Raw genomic sequence first — 14,888 nt, forward strand, 5'->3', positions numbered from 1 at the left:
ACGTCGACCGTCAATACGACGATATAAGTGCTTTGTCGAGGGGTGCAGGCGCTCAGAGCACGCGGTACTCGCCGCGCGACTCCGACAGGTCGCCCCGCCGCGTGAGCGTCGTGAGGAGGTCGCGAGCCCGCTCGGACGGGACTCCGTGCTCGTTCGCGTACGCGACGACGTTCTCCTCGGTCGGTTCGTCTGCGGTGCGGACCGCGTCGCGGACGATCTCGGCCCGGCTCCGCGAACTCGACCCTCCGCCCGCTGCGCGCTCTCCGGCCTCGGCGACGGCGTCGGCGTCGATCCCCGACGACTCGAGGTACTCGCGGTCGTCGACGCCAGCGGTCTCGACGGCGCGTTCGAGGTCGGCGACGTGGTCGACGTCGGCGAACGCCGCGCTCTCGTCGCGCTTCTTCGCGAGCAGCGCCGCCCGAGCCTCGCGAGCCGCCTCGCGGTCCTCGGACTCGAAGAAGCGCTTGAGCTTCGCCGTCTGATGCGTCTTCCCGCAGCGCGGGCAGGTCGCGCTGTCGTTCGTTCTGGGGTCCGTGAGGAGCCACATGGCCGCACACTGGTTGCAGCCGACGACCGCGTACATGCGAGGGCGTTCGTCGGCATCGGATTTGAACCCTCGGCTGCACGCGCGGGTGTGGTCTCGGTGATCCGGCCGCACTCGCGCGCGACCGCTGCCCCTGCGGTCCGGTCGCGCTCGCCTCTTCCGGGTCCGGAACGTCCTTGCGTTCGGCCCGATCAGTTGGAGGTGAGTATGAACCATCGCACGCTCGGCGCGGTCGGCGCGGTCAGCGAGGTCGGCTACGGCTCCTGGCAGATCGGGAGCGACTGGGGCGACGTGAGCGAGGAAGAGGCCGTCGAGGCCGTCGAGACCGCCCGCGACGCCGGGATCGACTTCTTCGACACCGCCGACGTGTACGGCGACGGGCGCTCGGAGCGAATTCTCGGGCGCGTGCTCGAAGACGACATCGCGCGCGGCGACGTGACGGTCGCGACGAAGGCGGGTCGCCGTCTCGACCCCCACGTACCGGCGGAGTACACGGAGGCGAACCTGCGGCGGTTCGTCGATCGCTCGCGCGAGAACCTCGGGGCGGAGACGCTCGATCTGCTCCAGCTCCACTGCCCGCCGACGGACGTCTACTACCGACCGGAGACGTTCGACGCGCTGGACGCGCTCGCGGACGAGAATCGGATCGCGAACTACGGCGTCAGCGTCGAACGCGTCGAGGAGGGGCTGAAAGCGCTCGCGTATCCCGACGTCGAGACGGTCCAGATCATCTTCAACCCCTTCCGCCAGCGACCCGCCGAGCTGTTCCTCGACGAGGCCGCCGCCCGCGACGTCGGCGTGATCTGTCGGGTCCCGCTGGCTTCCGGCCTGCTGACGGGCGCGCTCTCGCGCGACGACGCCTTCCCGGAGGACGACCACCGAAACTACAACCGCGAGGGCGACGCCTTCGACGTGGGTGAGACGTTCGCGGGCGTCCCCTACGAGGCCGGTCTCGACGCGGCCGACGCGCTCGCGGACCGCGCAGACGCGGTCGGAGACGATCCGACGCGATCGGCCGGAGACGGGCTGTCGCTCGCGCAGTTCGCGCTGCGTTGGATCCTCGACCACGAGGCGGTCTCGACGGTCATTCCGGGATCGACGACGCCGGCACACGTTCGGTCGAACGCGGCCGCGAGCGACCGTTCGTCGCTCTCAGCGACCGACCGCGCGGTCGTTCGCGAGGTGTACGACGAGCACGTGCGCGAGCACGTCCACCAGCGCTGGTAGGCGCCGGGCCGCTCCGGAACGAGCCGCTTTTCTCTCGGGGCGAGACAGGTCGAGTAGAGTCGATTCGTGGACGACGACCCAGACGCAGCGGACTGCGACCCGCTCCTCACGGATAACACCCCCGACGAGGAGCGCGAGGCGCTGGTGACGATCGCGCACGGCGCGGTGCTCACCTCGGGCGGCGTCTCCGGCCAGCGCGCGCTGACGGCCGCGACCGAGTTCGCGCTCGCGCGCGGGCTCGGGCCGACCGCGTACGGCGTCTACGCGCTCGCGTGGCGGATCGCCCAGCTGCTCTCGCGGCTCGTGACGTTCGGCAGCGTGCCGGCCCTGCAGCGCTATCTCCCCGAGTACGCCGCCGATCCGAAGCGGCAGGGAACCGTCGCCGGGCTCGCGTACGCCACGACGCTCGGGCTGGGCGTCGCCATCGCGGTCGCCGTCTGGCTCTCGGCGCCGCGTGTCAACGCCCTCACCGTCGAGGAACCGGCGTTTTCGGGCACGATGGCGGCCTTCGGCCTCCTCGTCGGCCTCCTCGGTCTCGTGATGATCGCGTCGGCGATCTTCAGGGCGGTCGGGTCCGCCCGCGGCGAGATCGCGTTTAATAAGCTACTCCGACCGGGCGTCCGGCTCGCGGGGGCGGTCGGCGCGCTCGCGCTGGGCTACTCCGTCGTCGGCGTCGCGGGGGGAATCGTCGCCGCGACCGCGGTGCTCGCGGTCGTCGCCGTTCCGCTCTCGGCGCGGGCCACGGGCGTCGTTCCGTCGCTGCGAGGAGCCCGCGGCGAGGTGCGTCGGTTCTACAACCACGCGGCCCCGGTCGCGATGAGCAGCCTCGGGAAGGTGTTTCAGAACCGCGTGGACGTGTTGCTCGTGGGGGCGCTCCTGACCGCGACGGCGGCCGGTGTGTACAACGTCGTGCTCGTGTTGATCGCGATCGCGTGGATCCCGCTGCTCTCGTTCAACCAACTGCTCCCGCCGGTCGCGTCTGAGCTGTACGCCGACGGACGCGTCGAGACGCTCAACGCCGTGTACACCTCCGTCACGCGTCAGATCGTCACGAGCGTCGTCCCGATTCTCGCCGTGCTCGTCGTGTTCGGCCGGGAACTGCTCGGGCTGTTCGGCGAGCCGTACGCGGCCGGGTACGTGCCGCTCGTCGTCTACCTCGGCGGGGTGTTCGTCGGAAGCGCGGTCGGCGCGACCGGGTGGCTCCTGATGATGACGGACCACCAGTACGCCCGGATGATTCTCGACTGGCTGCTCGCGGTGCTCAACGTCGCGCTGACGTACACGTTCGTGCTCCGCTACGGGCTCGTGGGAGCCGCGCTCGGCACGTCGGTCGCGATCGCGGTACAGAACGGAATTCAGGTCGTTCTCCTCCGGCAGTTCGAGGGGTTATGGCCGTTCGACCGAACGTACCTTCGGCCCCTCGCGGCCGGGGGAGTCGCCCTTCTCGCGATGCGCGCGGTCCGCGAGGTCGTCCCCGGCCGTCCGGCGATCGTCGTCGGTGCCGCGGTCGGACTCGCCGTCTACGTCGGAGCGCTCTACGCGATCGGCGTCGATCCGCGAGACCGTCTCGTCGTCCGAACGCTCGCCGGGCGATACCGCTCGATCTTGTCGAAGCGATTTGGAGATAACCACTGACAGCACGTCTCGAGCTGCTGAATCTGAACCTGAACCCTTTATCAGTCGACCGGCACGTACGGATCGTATGGAAACGATCGACCGCGGGTCGGCGGGATCGGCCCGCGTCGCCATCGTCGGCGGGATCCACGGTGACGAGCCCGCCGGCGTGCGGATCGTCAGACGACTCGCGGACGCGCTCGACGAGGACGGGGACGGAACGGGATGTATCCGACTGATCATCGCTAACGAACGCGCGATCAAAGCCGGAACGAGGTACACGGACACGGACCTGAACCGAGCGTTCCCGGGCGACGCCGACAGCGACGAGTACGAGCGCGCCCTCGCGCCGCGGCTCGCGGCCGAAGTCGACGGCATGGACGCCGTGCTCGCGTTACACACCTCGCACAGCGCGCCGCCGCCGTTCGCGATCCACAGCGGTCTCACGCCGTCGGTCCGCCGGACCGTGACCGGGATGCCGGTCGAGTACGTCGTCGACGCGAGCGGGCTCCGCGGGACGACGCTCGACTCCACCGTTCCACACACCGTCTCCATCGAGGTCGGCCGACAGGGTAGCGAGGAGGCCGTCGAGTTCGGCTACGAGGCGTGTCTCGCCTTCCTCCGCGCCCACGGTGCGCTGGACGACGAGCCGCCGACGTTCACCCCGACTACGGTCGTCGAGGGCGACGAGGAAGTACCGAAGGGCGGTGGGGAGCCCCACGTCCATTACGTCAACTTCGAGGAGATGCCCGAGGGAGCCGTGTTCGCCGAGGACGACGTGTACACGCATCGGGTCACGGAGTCGGGAGTCGTCCCGATCCTCGCGAGCGAGCACGGATACGAGGAGATATTCGGCATTTACGGACGCGTGACGGGAACGCTGGAGCAGCCCGGGTCGGCAGCGTCCGACGATGGGGAAGACAGGGTGGACGCGACCGAAAAGCGGGCGGAGTAGCGACGGAGAAGCGGGCGGGGCCAGTTACTTCGCGGTCGGCGTGATGTCGCCGACGGCGTCCATCACCTGCATCGCGGCGCTGGCGGCCAGCCCGCGGGCGACCTCGTCGGTATCTGCTTCGGCGATACCGGCCTCAAGTTCGTCGGGATCCGGCGTAAACCCGGCCGAGACGGGGTGTCCAGCGGGCGGATTGACGGCGACGGTCGCCTGCGGCCCGTTCGCGCCGACGGACAGCTCGGAACCGACGGCGTAGCTGTTCGGGAGATACGACTCGGTTCGCGAGACGATCCCGGCGACCGCGCGCCGGAGCCGCCGTTCTTGGTCGGGGGAGAGGTCGACGGCCGCGGGCTGGCCCGCGTTCGTCACGCCCGGTGCCCCGGCATACGGATTATTGCCGTTCATCGAAGACACACTGGATACGCGGAGCCGACTCAAAAAGGCGTCGGCGGGGGCAGTACCGACGACGAGGCTATGCGCCACGCCGACATCGCCCTCACAGGATCGGCTCGGATTCGCCGTAGGCGGCGATCACGACGACGGTCGTGTACCGATCCGGATTCGCCGCCGCGGTCTCGACGCTGATCTCGCGGTCCGGTAGATCCCAGTCGCGCAGCCCAGCGCCCGTGTCTAGCCCCGATTCGATCCGTTCGCGGACGTCGGTCGGTTCTTCGCCCGTCACTTCATAAAAGAGCCCGGGACCGGGGCCGGTCGCCCAGCCGAGCCCGGCGGCCACGTCGGGTCGGCGTCGCGGTGCGCGCTTCGAGTCCGCGTCTTCCGCCCCCGCGCGGCCGCCCTCGCGGAAGTCGACCTCGTCGCCGGGGCCGACCGTCCGACGCGCCTCCACGACGGTGAGGCGGTTGCCCGCCGGACCGAGGCCCGGGGCCTCGTCGACCGCTTCGACGGTCGCCTCGGCGGGGACCACGGAGGAGACCGCGACGAGGTTGTAGTTGTGGAGGTTCGCGTCCGCGAGCGCGGCGTCGTAGGAGGCCATCGCCGTGTCGGCGACGCCGACGCCGCCGGCGACGTGGATGGTGTTCATTGACGAGAAGTCGACGGCGCGGGAGGTAAGGAGTTACGAACCGTCTCTGCAGGAGACGGGGCGACCGCGACAAAGCGGTAACCGCGCCGTCGTCGACTCGGTACTAGACGGACTCAGTACTGGACGGACTCAGTACTGGACGGACTCAGTACTAGCCGGAATCAGTACTGGTAGTTGATGACCTGCTCTTCGGTCTGATCGGCGTCCTGAAGCTTCTCGCGGGCGGCCTCGAAGTCGGCCTGCGTGACCTCCGTGCGGCCGTCACGAATGGCGAACATCCCGGCTTCGGTCGCCAGCGAGGCGATGTCGGCCCCGCTGTACCCGTCCAGATCGGCCGCGACGTCGCTCACGTCCGTCCCCTCGGCGACGTTCATCTCCTCGGTGTGGATCTCCAGGATGCGTGCGCGTCCCTCGGCGTTCGGCTCCGGTACCTCGATGAGCCGGTCGAAGCGACCCGGCCGCAGGATCGCCTCGTCGAGCATGTCGAAGCGGTTGGTCGCGGCCATGATGCGGATCTCGCCGCGGTCGTCGAACCCGTCCATCTCGGAGAGCAGCTGCATCATCGTCCGCTGGACCTCGGCGTCGCCCGAGGTCTTCGAGTCCGTCCGCTTGGCGGCGACCGCGTCGATCTCGTCGATGAAGATGACGGCGGGCTCGCGCTCGGCGGCGAGTTCGAACAGGTCGCGGACGAGCCGGGAGCCCTCGCCGATGAACTTCCGAACGAGTTCGGAGCCGGCCATCTTGATGAACGTCGCGTCGGACTCGTTGGCGACCGCCTTCGCCAGCATCGTCTTCCCCGTACCCGGCGGACCGTGGAGGAGGACGCCGCTCGGCGGCTCGACGCCGACCGCCTCGAACTGCTCGGGGTTCTCTAAGGGGTCTTCGACGGCCTCGCGGACCTCGCGGATCTGCTCGTCGATCCCGCCGATGTCGTCGTAGACCACGTCGGGCGACTCCGTGACCTCCATCGCCTGCGCTCGGGAGTCGGTCTCGTCGTCGAGCACCTGCTGGACCGCGAACGAGTCGTTGATCGCGACGCGGTCGCCGGGACGAAGGTCGCTGTCGAGCCGCGCCGACGCCTGCGTCAGCACCTCTTGGTTGTTGCCGTGCTGCTTGATAACGACGCCGTCGTCGGTGAGCTCCTCGACGGAGGCGATGTACAGCGAGGACGTCTTCAGCACCTCGTTCTCGCGTTTCAGCTCGTCGACATCGGTCTTCAGTTCGCCGCGGCGGCCCTCCGCGTCCGCGAGTCGGTCGTCGAGCTCTTCGTTCACCTGCAGGATCCGCCGGTAGTGCTGGCGGATCGCTTCGAGCCGCTCCGTCTCGCTCATCTCCGGATCGATCTCGAGACGGGGGCGGTCAGGTAGTGAGGGGCTGTGAGACATTCGTTAGGGTCGATTACGGAGCGCGCGTAAATGTGCCTTTGGGTCACGGTTTGGGTCACGGTGGTCCGGCGATCGGGCTCTCTCGCATCGGCGCTGGGTACCGGACAGTTCCCGCGTCGATCGGCCGCCAGAAAGTCCCCCGCGGCGTTCGGGGGGGCAAGGCGGGCCTTCTCGCTCGGTAGCCTTCATCCGGGCTCACCTGTCCGCAGTCGAATATCGCCCGTGATAACCGTGGGTCAAGGTTTTAACACGAGACGCGCGTAACGGAGCACATGGGCGCACGAATAGCGGTCGACGGCGCCGGTCCGAGACTCGTCGGACGAGACTCGCCGCCCGGAGCTACGAGACCATGACCGACGGCGCGGCGCGGCCCACGGTCCTCGCGGTCGACGACGAGCCTGATCTCGCCGAGCTGTACCGAGTCTACCTCGACTCGGCGTACGACGTGCGCATCGCCACGGACGGCGAGGCGGCGCTGGCGGAGATGGACGACGACGTCGACGTGGTCCTGTTGGACCGTCGCATGCCCGATATGTCGGGTCACGAGGTCCTCTCGGCGATGCGCGAGGCGGGATACGACGCGCGCATCGCGATGCTCACCGCGGTCGAACCCGACGTCGATATCGTCGACATGCCGTTCGACGACTACAAGACGAAACCCGTCTCCAAGGAGGATCTGCTCACGCTCGTGGAGGTGTTGCTCCACCGCGCGGAATTCGATCGGCACAGCCAGGAGTTCTTCGCGCTGGCGTCGAAGAAGGCCGCGTTAGAGGCGTCCGGGACGACCGGTACCGAAGAGTACGAAGAGCTCCTCGAGAAAATCGAACGCGTTCGCGACCGCGTCGACGACACGCTCGATCACCTCTCCGCCCGTGACGCGTTCGTCGAGGTTCCCGGAAACGTTCCGTAGTGCCTCGGAAACGCGTTCTGTGAGCCTCGAAACCCCTCGATTATCGACTACTCGATCTCCAGACCTCCGGTCGTGTCGCCGCCGTTGCCGCCCTCGTCCCACTCCAACTCGAACTCGATGCTCAGCTCGCCGAGGGCGTCGGCCGGACCCTCGCGCTCCGCCTTTACTTCGAAGGTCGGTCGCGCCGACGGCTCCATCGTCACCGACTCCCCGCCCTGTTTCAGCGTGATCGGATCGCCCGCTTCCAGCGAGTCCGCGACGGCGCGCAGGTAGGTGGCGATCTCCGTGCGGCTCTGCGTGCTCTCCGATTTGAAGAGGACCTCTTCTGGCATACGCCGATAAACGCGTTCCACTGACATAAAGACGAATGCCGATCGCCGGCCGGTGCGAACCGCGTCAGCCGCTGACTGCTCCCAGAACCCGTCCTCGAACGCGAACGTCCCAGTCGCACCTTTTTCTCGGCCTCACTTCGCTCGGCCGACAAAAATCTGCACCAGAAAACCACACGCTCGAGGACGGCTATCGGTCCGCGCCGCTGACTGCTCCTAGAACCCGTCCTCGAACGCGAACGTCCCGTCGCGCTGGACGACCTCGCCGTCGACCTCGATGACGGAGTCCTCGCTCATGTCGACGATCATGTCGACGTGTTCGGCGGACTCGTTGACGGCGTTCTCCGCGCCGACCGTCTCGGGGTACGCCGAGCCGACAGCCATGTGGACGGTGTCGCCCATCTTCTCGTCGAACAGCATGTTGTACGTGAACCGATCGATCTGCCGGTTCATCCCGATCCCCAGCTCGCCGAGTCGCCGGGACCCCTCGTCGGTGTCGAGGATCCCCGTCAGCAGGTCCTCGTTGCGTTCGGCGGAGTGGGAGACGACTTCGCCGTCCTCGAAGCGCAGGCGGACGCCGTCGATCTCGCGCCCGTATCGGTACAGCGGGAGATCGAAGTGGACCTCGCCGTCGACGCCGTCGCGCACGGGCGCCGTGAACACCTCGCCGCCCGGGAGGTTCGCCTCGCCGTAGTCGTTGAGCGTCGAGTTCCCCGAGACGTCGAGCGTGAGATCGGTCTCCTCGCCGGACCGGATCCGAACCTCGTCGGCGTCGTCCATGATGTCGACCATCTCCGCCTGAAACTCGCGCTGCGCGTCCCAGTCGAGCGAGACCGCGTCCCAAACGAAGTTCTCGTAGGCCTCGGTGCTCATCCCGGCGAGCTGCGCGTGGCTCGCGGTCGGGTACTGGGTGAGACACCACGTCTTCGAGAGGCGCGTCCGCTTGACCTCCTCCATGGCGCGGTTGTACGCGGCGTTCGTCTCGGGGTCGATGTCGGCGTCCTCGGTCGCGTTCTGCCCGCCGCGCGCGATGACGAACACGTCCGCCTCCTCGTAGAGGGCGCGTCGGTGGGCGGGCTCCGTGAACTCCTCAGAGGAACGCTTGAACGCGCGCTGCGCGCGCTTCGAGTAGTTGAGATACACCGGGTTGGCGCCGCGATCGCCGCAGAGTTCGTGGAGGGCGACCGCGAGGTCCTCGGCCTCCTTCGGCATCTGGATGACGACGTTGTCGCCCGACCCGATCTCGGTCGAGTGGTCGGCGATTATCTCGGCGTGCTCGCGAATGCGTGCGTCCATACCGACACCTCTCGCCCGGGGGGATTACCGCTTTTCCTTCCGGCGGAGCGCGCGGGGGAGCGGTGGCGCCCGCGCTCGCAGTGCGTCCAGGCCTCGCATATCCTCACATGCCGTACTGCTCGCGGGCGACGTCGTCCAGTCCGGCGTCGGCGAGCACGTCCATCGGCACGAGCATGTCGAGCTGGACGACGCCCGGGAGCCGCCCGATCTGGACGCCGCCGGTGAACGTACACCGAGCGCGGATCTCGCCCTCGGTCATGTCGAGGAGCGTTCCGGCGCGGTCGAAGGCGTTCTGCGTGGCGTCGTTGACGGTCGCGCCCGAGCCGATCACCTGGATCGGGGCCGCCTCGGTGTCGACGTCCACGCCGTGTTCCTCGCCGAGCGCCTCGCCCGCCGCGACCTCGTCGTCGCTGTAGGGGGCGCTGATGAAGGGCAAATCCTCCGCGTTCGGCAGGAGGACGGGCCCGTCGAGGTCGAGCCCTTTCAGTACCTCCACGTCCATGGTGACGGTTCCGCTGACGTCCGTCGTGTGGAGGGAGAGCTCGCCGTCTCCCTGGTTCGCGTGGAGGTCGCCGACGTACACGCCGCCGCCGTCGATATCGACGGGACAGATCAGCGTGGCGCCCGCGCGGACCTCCGGAACGTCCATGTGTCCGTCGGTGCGCTTCTCGAGGTCGGCCTCCGTCTCGACGCCGTAGTCGTGGTCGGCGCCGATCAGGCTCTGCCCGAAGTCGCCCGCGTTATGCGAGTCGGGCATGGTGACCGACGGCGTCGTCCCGATGTTGCCGATGAACGGGCGCAGCCGTCCGAGCGTGCCGGGCATCTCGTCCGGCTCGTACAGCAGGATCGGGTGTTGCCGGGAGTTCTCGGGGATGTCCATCACGCGCTCCGCGTCGAGCGCGAGCGCGTGCGCGCCGTCCTCGTCGAGGGTGATCCCGACCGCGTTCTCGTGGTCGAACGCGACCGTGTAGCCGTACTCGAAGCCGAACGAGGAGGCGTTGGCGCCGCACTCAGCACAGCGGATGGCGTCCTCGCCGGTCCCCTCGACGACGGAGTCGGGCCACGTCGTGCCGCACTCGGGACAGCGGTGGTCGACGAACGGGTCGTCGCCGAAGGCCCCGGCCCGCTCGGCCATCGAGCCGGTGCTCGTCGCCATGCTCGTCACCTCGACGTCGCGGATGCGGATCGCGATCGCGTCGCCGACCTCGGCGCCCTCGACGCGGATCGGGCGCGTCACCTCGTGGCCGCCGCGGAACGAGGGCGTCACCATCGGGCCCCAACAGCCCGGCGGCGTGTACGTCGTCACCGTGCCGCCGTCCGCGACCGTGCCCGCCCACTCCTGGTCAGGGCCGACGAGCCCGAGGGTGTACTGGTCGACGTACAGCTCCTCTTCAACGCCTTGCTGTGACATAACATGCGATTGATCGGCACGATCGACAATAACGGTGCGGGTCGCGGAACTCCGGGCGGGACGCTGACGGCGTTCTGACGCGGTATCGGTGAGGGCAGTCAGAACCCGCGCTGATGGAGGTCCCGCTCGGGAGGTGGCGACCCGACCGCGAGTACGACGGCGACGACGACCAACAGGACGCCAATGGAGGCCGCCGCAATCGACCACATCTGGACCGGCCCGAGCGCGACCGGAAGCACCACGAGGCCGAGTCCGGTGAGCCCGGCCGCGGCTGCGATCGCCCGTCTGCCCGTGGGTGCGTCGCTCATTGTGAGGATCAGCCACACGCCACACGGATAAGCCTCCCTCCGCGCTCGGGCCGTGAGCGCATCGCCCGCCGTAAGCCGGCGCACGTGGCGGCCGTCAGGTCGTCAGCAGCCACACGCCGAGCAGGAGCAGCATCCCGCCGGCGATCCGATCGAGCCAGCGACCCGTCCGCTCGGACTGCAGGACTCCCGCGGCCCCGTCCGCGACGACCGCCACGCCGCCGAGGTAGACGGCCGTGAGCCCGGCGTAGGTGGCTCCGAGGACGACGACTCCACCGGTTCCCCCGTCTCCGCCGGACCCCCCGTCGGCCACGAATCCGGGGAGAAACGCGAGGAAGAACAGCGCGACTTGCGGATTGAGCGCGTTGATCAGGAACCCCTCCCGCACGCCGCCGCCCCCCGTCGACGGCTCCTCGCTCCCGGCCGAGCGGAGCGTGTCGATTCCGAGATAACAGAGGTACACCGCGCCCGCGACCCGGACGACACGCTCGGCTCCGGGGACGGTCCGGTATATCGCCGCGACGCCGATCACGACGAGCGCGGTGTGAAACAGGATCCCGACCGTGACGCCGAGCGCGGCCCGGAGTCCCGCGGTTCGGCCTTCGAGCCCGCGCGCGAGCACGAACAGCGTGTCGGGCCCCGGGGTGACGATGAGCGCCGTCGCCGCCAGTACGAACAGGGCGTACGTCGAGAGATCGACTGCGGCGGCGACGACCATCACGTCTCGGTGGCGACTCCCGGAACAAAAACCGACCGACGCGGGCCGCCGTTCCGGACGAGTCTGCTGGCTTTTATATTCGCGCGCCTGACCTACCGCGTATGCAGACCCACATCGTGCCGGTCGGCTTCGACTACGACCGCATGATCGCCCCCCTCATCCGGGACCAGTTCGACGTCGATCGGGTGATCCTCCTGGAGGGGACGGTCGGGAGCGAGGCCAACGTCGAGTACTCGCGGAACATCGCGCGCAAGCTCGAACAGGACTTTCAAAATCTGCTCGGCGCGGAGACCGTTCGCGAGCAGTTGACCGACGTGTACGACTACGACGCCGCCTTCGAGCGCGCGTTCGACCTGATCAACGCGGAGCTGGACCGGGGCGAAACGGGCGAGACGGACGACCCCGATGAAACGGGCGCAATCGACGGAACGGGAGACGAGGACGCCCCCGACGAGCGCGAGGTGTGGGTGAATCTCTGTTCGATGCCCCGACCCGTCTCTTTCGCGTTCGCGACCGCGGCCCACTCGATCATGGTCGAGCGGCAGGCGGACCGCGACCGGATCCACACCTACTACACCGCCCCCGAGAAGTACCTCGAAACCGAGCTGGCGGAGGAGCTCCGGGCGAACCGCGACCTCCTCCGGGAGCTGGTCGAGGACGACGCGGTGGGCGACGATCGCGTCGGCGACCGGCTCGCGACCACCACCGACCTGCTGGAAGAGTTCGACGAGCGCGGAACCACGATCGGCGCGAAGCGCATCGGCGACAGCCACGTCATCGAGCTGCCCGTCGCCTCCTTCCAGAACGTCAAGCCGTTCGAGGAGCTCGTCCTCTTCACGCTCGGCGAGCACGGCGAGTTCGCTTCCGTCTCAGAGCTCGCCGAGACGCTCGCGGCCGACCTCAACGAGGAGTACACCGACTCGTTCCGCTCGAAGGTGATATACAACGTCGACCGGCTCGGCCCGGGCGGTAAGGGGTACATCGAACAGGAGGAGCACGGGAAGTCCTACCGGACGACGCTCTCGCGGATCGGCCAGCTGTGGGTTCGAGCGCACGCGGGCGAGGACCGAGAGCTGGCCTGACCCGCGCGCTGTGTGGCAACCGAGTTGCCGTAGCAAGACGAGTCGCATATTTGATATCGCGGCTATCGATTTATACGCTGTCGGCGGCGACGTACTATCCCATTTTCAAACCCTCCGTAATAGCCGATAAAATCCGTTCTCGGCGACTCCCTGTGCATTTGGGCCTCTGTCACGATTCTGAGAGGAGGTGCCGTGACCGTCCCGCTTTTATTTGTGGGGCGGCGACGACTATTCCATGACTTCGGCGCGGGACCCCGATGAGGTCGCCCCTGGCGCGGGCGCGCTCGGCTCGGACGAGTTCGACTTCGCCGAGCCCTCCACCGACCAGTCGTTCGAGAACGCGCTGGCGAAGGCCCGCGACGGAACGCGCCTCACGGTCGACGACGCGACGGAACTACTCGCGACGGGCACGGACCTCGACGGGATCGACCCGGTTCGCAAGGAGCGGGTGCTGGAGGCCGCCGACCGCCGCCGCCGGGACGAAGTCGGCGACGAGGTCACCTTCGTCGCCAACCTCAACAACAACGTCACGACCGCCTGCAACACGGGCTGTCTGTTCTGCAACTTCAAGGACTCCGCGCACGCCTTCGAGGTCGACAGCGACGTCGACCACGCGGGGTTCACGAAGACGCCCGCGGAGTCCCGCGCCGTCGTCGAGGACGGCCTCGACATGGGGATCTACGAGGTGTGCTCCGTCTCCGGGCTCCACCCGGCGCTCGCGCTGAACGGGGAGCACCACGAGATCCTCGCCGCGTACGACGACCCCGCGAGCGAGGTGAACTACAAGCCGCCCGAGCGGTACGCCACCGACCCGGGTACGTACCTCGACCAGATCGAGGCGATGTCCGTCGGCGGCGTCCACCTCCACTCGATGACCCCGGAGGAGGCGTATCACGCCGCCCGCGGCACCGACTGGGAGTACCAAACGGTCTACCGCGAACTCGCCGACGCCGGGCTCGACTCCGCGCCGGGCACCGCCGCGGAGATCCTCGTCGACGAGGTCCGCGACGTGATCTGTCCGGGGAAGATTCGGACCGACGACTGGGTCGCGGCGATGGAGGGCGCGATGAGCGCCGGCCTCGACGTCACCTCGACGATGATGTACGGCCACGTCGAGACGGTCGCCCACCGCGCGGAGCACCTCGGCGTGCTCCGCGACCTCCAGGACCGGACCGGACGGATCACCGAGTTCGTTCCCCTCTCCTTTATCCACCAGAACACCCCGCTCTACCGCCACGGCGTCGTCGATTCCGGCCCCTCCCGCGACGAGGACGAACTCGTCGTCGCGGTCGCGCGGCTCTTCCTGGACAACGTCGACCACGTGCAGGCCTCGTGGGTGAAGTCGGGCGACGCCCACGGACTCAAGCTACTCAACTGCGGCGCCGACGACTTCATGGGCACCATCCTCTCGGAGGAGATCACCAAACGCGCCGGCGGCGAGTACGGCGAGTACCGCTCGTTCGACGACTACGTCGAGCTGATCACGGCGATCGGTCGCCAGCCGGTCGAGCGCTCGACCGACTACCGGACCCGCCGCCGGATAGACCCCGACGACGGCCCGCACGGCCCGCGGCTCGGGCCGCGCGCCGACGGCACGCCGATGCTCCCGGGGCGGTCGAGTGGCCGTGAGGCTGGCACGGAGTCGGTCGACGCGGACGACTGATCGGGACTTAGCGTGCCGACCGGTTGACTACCGACGACCGGCGAACTACTGACGACCGGCACACCGTCTCCCATCGCGCGGGAACCGGCGGAATTCCCTTTATATTGGGAACTGATCACACGCGATATGCCCGCGTCCGATCCAGTCGAAACCCCTGCCGCCGACCGCCTGACGCTGACCCGGTCCGACGAGCGGGTGCTGGCGTACCTCGACGACGTGGGGACCGACTACCCGGCGTTCATCGCGGGCAACACGGGGCTGTACGCCGACCACGTGGAGTCGCGCCTGTCGGTGCTCGAATCGACGGAGCTCGTCGAACGAGTGACCGGAGAGGAGGTGTATCGCGTCACGGCGGTCGGTCGCGACGCGCTCCGAGACGACTGCGCGCGGTGGTCGGACTGAGCGTAGCG

General features: G+C 68.5%; 16 protein-coding genes. 7 read left to right on the forward strand and 9 right to left on the reverse strand.

The window, feature by feature from the left end; translation table 11 throughout:
* Positions 1-52 precede the first annotated feature (52 nt).
* Positions 53-583 (reverse strand): DUF5817 domain-containing protein, encoded by a 531-nt coding sequence (locus ACNSN4_RS10930; RefSeq protein ID WP_418285846.1) that lies wholly within the window; start codon positions 581-583, stop codon positions 53-55.
* Between the two features lie 168 nt (positions 584-751).
* Here ACNSN4_RS10930 and ACNSN4_RS10935 point away from each other — a divergent pair, with 168 nt between their 5' ends.
* The 3 genes from ACNSN4_RS10935 (at position 752) to ACNSN4_RS10945 (ending at position 4,340) form a co-directional block, all read left to right on the forward strand.
* Positions 752-1,771, forward strand: coding sequence for an aldo/keto reductase (locus tag ACNSN4_RS10935; RefSeq protein ID WP_418285847.1), 1,020 nt, complete (start codon positions 752-754; stop codon positions 1,769-1,771).
* A 66-nt stretch (positions 1,772-1,837) separates the two neighbouring features.
* Complete coding sequence (locus ACNSN4_RS10940) at positions 1,838-3,406, forward strand: lipopolysaccharide biosynthesis protein (protein WP_418285848.1); 1,569 nt, start codon at positions 1,838-1,840, stop codon at positions 3,404-3,406.
* Between the two features lie 67 nt (positions 3,407-3,473).
* Positions 3,474-4,340 (forward strand): M14 family metallopeptidase, encoded by an 867-nt coding sequence (locus tag ACNSN4_RS10945; protein WP_418285849.1) that lies wholly within the window; start codon positions 3,474-3,476, stop codon positions 4,338-4,340.
* 24 nt (positions 4,341-4,364) lie between these two features.
* Here ACNSN4_RS10945 and ACNSN4_RS10950 read toward each other — a convergent pair whose 3' ends face one another.
* The 3 genes from ACNSN4_RS10950 to pan2 all read right to left on the reverse strand — a co-directional run bounded on the left by ACNSN4_RS10950 (position 4,365) and on the right by pan2 (position 6,764).
* Positions 4,365-4,742, reverse strand: a complete 378-nt coding sequence (locus ACNSN4_RS10950; RefSeq protein WP_418285850.1) for a DUF5811 family protein — start codon at positions 4,740-4,742, stop codon at positions 4,365-4,367.
* A 91-nt stretch (positions 4,743-4,833) separates the two neighbouring features.
* Positions 4,834-5,379 carry a pyruvoyl-dependent arginine decarboxylase gene (locus ACNSN4_RS10955; RefSeq protein WP_418285851.1) on the reverse strand — a complete coding sequence of 182 codons (546 nt, stop codon included), beginning with the start codon at positions 5,377-5,379 and terminating at the stop codon, positions 4,834-4,836.
* Between the two features lie 161 nt (positions 5,380-5,540).
* The gene (gene pan2 / locus ACNSN4_RS10960; RefSeq protein WP_418285852.1) at positions 5,541-6,764 is read right to left on the reverse strand and encodes a proteasome-activating nucleotidase Pan2; all 1,224 of its coding nucleotides are present in this window, start codon (positions 6,762-6,764) and stop codon (positions 5,541-5,543) included.
* Positions 6,765-7,113: 349 nt separating this feature from the next.
* On the opposite strand from pan2, the gene ACNSN4_RS10965 reads away from it, so the two are divergent.
* A complete protein-coding gene (locus ACNSN4_RS10965; protein WP_418285853.1) occupies positions 7,114-7,674 on the forward strand; it encodes a response regulator in 561 nt (186 codons plus the stop codon).
* 47 nt (positions 7,675-7,721) lie between these two features.
* Here the strand turns inward: ACNSN4_RS10965 and ACNSN4_RS10970 are convergent, their stop codons facing one another.
* From ACNSN4_RS10970 to ACNSN4_RS10990, 5 genes are all read right to left on the reverse strand, one after another.
* Entirely contained in the window at positions 7,722-8,006 is a 285-nt protein-coding gene (locus ACNSN4_RS10970) for an amphi-Trp domain-containing protein (RefSeq protein WP_418285854.1), read from the reverse strand.
* A 213-nt stretch (positions 8,007-8,219) separates the two neighbouring features.
* Positions 8,220-9,299, reverse strand: coding sequence for an aminopeptidase (locus tag ACNSN4_RS10975; RefSeq protein ID WP_418285855.1), 1,080 nt, complete (start codon positions 9,297-9,299; stop codon positions 8,220-8,222).
* Positions 9,300-9,402: 103 nt separating this feature from the next.
* Entirely contained in the window at positions 9,403-10,710 is a 1,308-nt protein-coding gene (locus ACNSN4_RS10980) for an acetamidase/formamidase family protein (RefSeq protein ID WP_418285856.1), read from the reverse strand.
* A gap of 98 nt (positions 10,711-10,808) precedes the next feature.
* Positions 10,809-11,018 (reverse strand): hypothetical protein, encoded by a 210-nt coding sequence (locus ACNSN4_RS10985; protein WP_418285857.1) that lies wholly within the window; start codon positions 11,016-11,018, stop codon positions 10,809-10,811.
* Between the two features lie 94 nt (positions 11,019-11,112).
* The gene (locus ACNSN4_RS10990; protein ID WP_418285858.1) at positions 11,113-11,733 is read right to left on the reverse strand and encodes a LysE family translocator; all 621 of its coding nucleotides are present in this window, start codon (positions 11,731-11,733) and stop codon (positions 11,113-11,115) included.
* Positions 11,734-11,834: 101 nt separating this feature from the next.
* Between ACNSN4_RS10990 and ACNSN4_RS10995 the strand changes: the two genes are divergently transcribed.
* The 3 genes from ACNSN4_RS10995 (at position 11,835) to ACNSN4_RS11005 (ending at position 14,880) form a co-directional block, all read left to right on the forward strand.
* Positions 11,835-12,815, forward strand: a complete 981-nt coding sequence (locus tag ACNSN4_RS10995; protein WP_418285859.1) for an HFX_2341 family transcriptional regulator — start codon at positions 11,835-11,837, stop codon at positions 12,813-12,815.
* A gap of 235 nt (positions 12,816-13,050) precedes the next feature.
* Complete coding sequence (cofH, locus tag ACNSN4_RS11000) at positions 13,051-14,478, forward strand: 7,8-didemethyl-8-hydroxy-5-deazariboflavin synthase subunit CofH (protein ID WP_418285860.1); 1,428 nt, start codon at positions 13,051-13,053, stop codon at positions 14,476-14,478.
* Between the two features lie 126 nt (positions 14,479-14,604).
* Positions 14,605-14,880 carry a DUF2250 domain-containing protein gene (locus tag ACNSN4_RS11005; protein WP_418285861.1) on the forward strand — a complete coding sequence of 92 codons (276 nt, stop codon included), beginning with the start codon at positions 14,605-14,607 and terminating at the stop codon, positions 14,878-14,880.
* The last annotated feature ends 8 nt before the right edge of the window (positions 14,881-14,888 follow it).

Origin of the sequence: Halorubrum marinum, from assembly GCF_048381195.1 — an archaeon.
In the GTDB taxonomy this organism is placed as follows: Archaea; Halobacteriota; Halobacteria; order Halobacteriales; family Haloferacaceae; genus Halorubrum.

What these genes read in the sequence shown, in the direction of transcription:
- cofH (WP_418285860.1), top strand. Translation starts at nt 13,051, where the DNA reads ATGACTTCGGCGCGGGACCCCGATGAGGTCGCCCCTGGCGCGGGCGCG.
- ACNSN4_RS10950 (WP_418285850.1), bottom strand. Translation starts at nt 4,742, where the DNA reads ATGAACGGCAATAATCCGTATGCCGGGGCACCGGGCGTGACGAACGCG.
- ACNSN4_RS10935 (WP_418285847.1), top strand. Translation starts at nt 752, where the DNA reads ATGAACCATCGCACGCTCGGCGCGGTCGGCGCGGTCAGCGAGGTCGGC.
- ACNSN4_RS10945 (WP_418285849.1), top strand. Translation starts at nt 3,474, where the DNA reads ATGGAAACGATCGACCGCGGGTCGGCGGGATCGGCCCGCGTCGCCATC.
- ACNSN4_RS10965 (WP_418285853.1), top strand. Translation starts at nt 7,114, where the DNA reads ATGACCGACGGCGCGGCGCGGCCCACGGTCCTCGCGGTCGACGACGAG.
- ACNSN4_RS10995 (WP_418285859.1), top strand. Translation starts at nt 11,835, where the DNA reads ATGCAGACCCACATCGTGCCGGTCGGCTTCGACTACGACCGCATGATC.
- ACNSN4_RS10990 (WP_418285858.1), bottom strand. Translation starts at nt 11,733, where the DNA reads ATGGTCGTCGCCGCCGCAGTCGATCTCTCGACGTACGCCCTGTTCGTA.
- ACNSN4_RS10970 (WP_418285854.1), bottom strand. Translation starts at nt 8,006, where the DNA reads ATGCCAGAAGAGGTCCTCTTCAAATCGGAGAGCACGCAGAGCCGCACG.
- ACNSN4_RS10930 (WP_418285846.1), bottom strand. Translation starts at nt 583, where the DNA reads ATGTACGCGGTCGTCGGCTGCAACCAGTGTGCGGCCATGTGGCTCCTC.
- ACNSN4_RS10975 (WP_418285855.1), bottom strand. Translation starts at nt 9,299, where the DNA reads ATGGACGCACGCATTCGCGAGCACGCCGAGATAATCGCCGACCACTCG.
- ACNSN4_RS11005 (WP_418285861.1), top strand. Translation starts at nt 14,605, where the DNA reads ATGCCCGCGTCCGATCCAGTCGAAACCCCTGCCGCCGACCGCCTGACG.
- pan2 (WP_418285852.1), bottom strand. Translation starts at nt 6,764, where the DNA reads ATGTCTCACAGCCCCTCACTACCTGACCGCCCCCGTCTCGAGATCGAT.
- ACNSN4_RS10955 (WP_418285851.1), bottom strand. Translation starts at nt 5,379, where the DNA reads ATGAACACCATCCACGTCGCCGGCGGCGTCGGCGTCGCCGACACGGCG.
- ACNSN4_RS10985 (WP_418285857.1), bottom strand. Translation starts at nt 11,018, where the DNA reads ATGAGCGACGCACCCACGGGCAGACGGGCGATCGCAGCCGCGGCCGGG.
- ACNSN4_RS10980 (WP_418285856.1), bottom strand. Translation starts at nt 10,710, where the DNA reads ATGTCACAGCAAGGCGTTGAAGAGGAGCTGTACGTCGACCAGTACACC.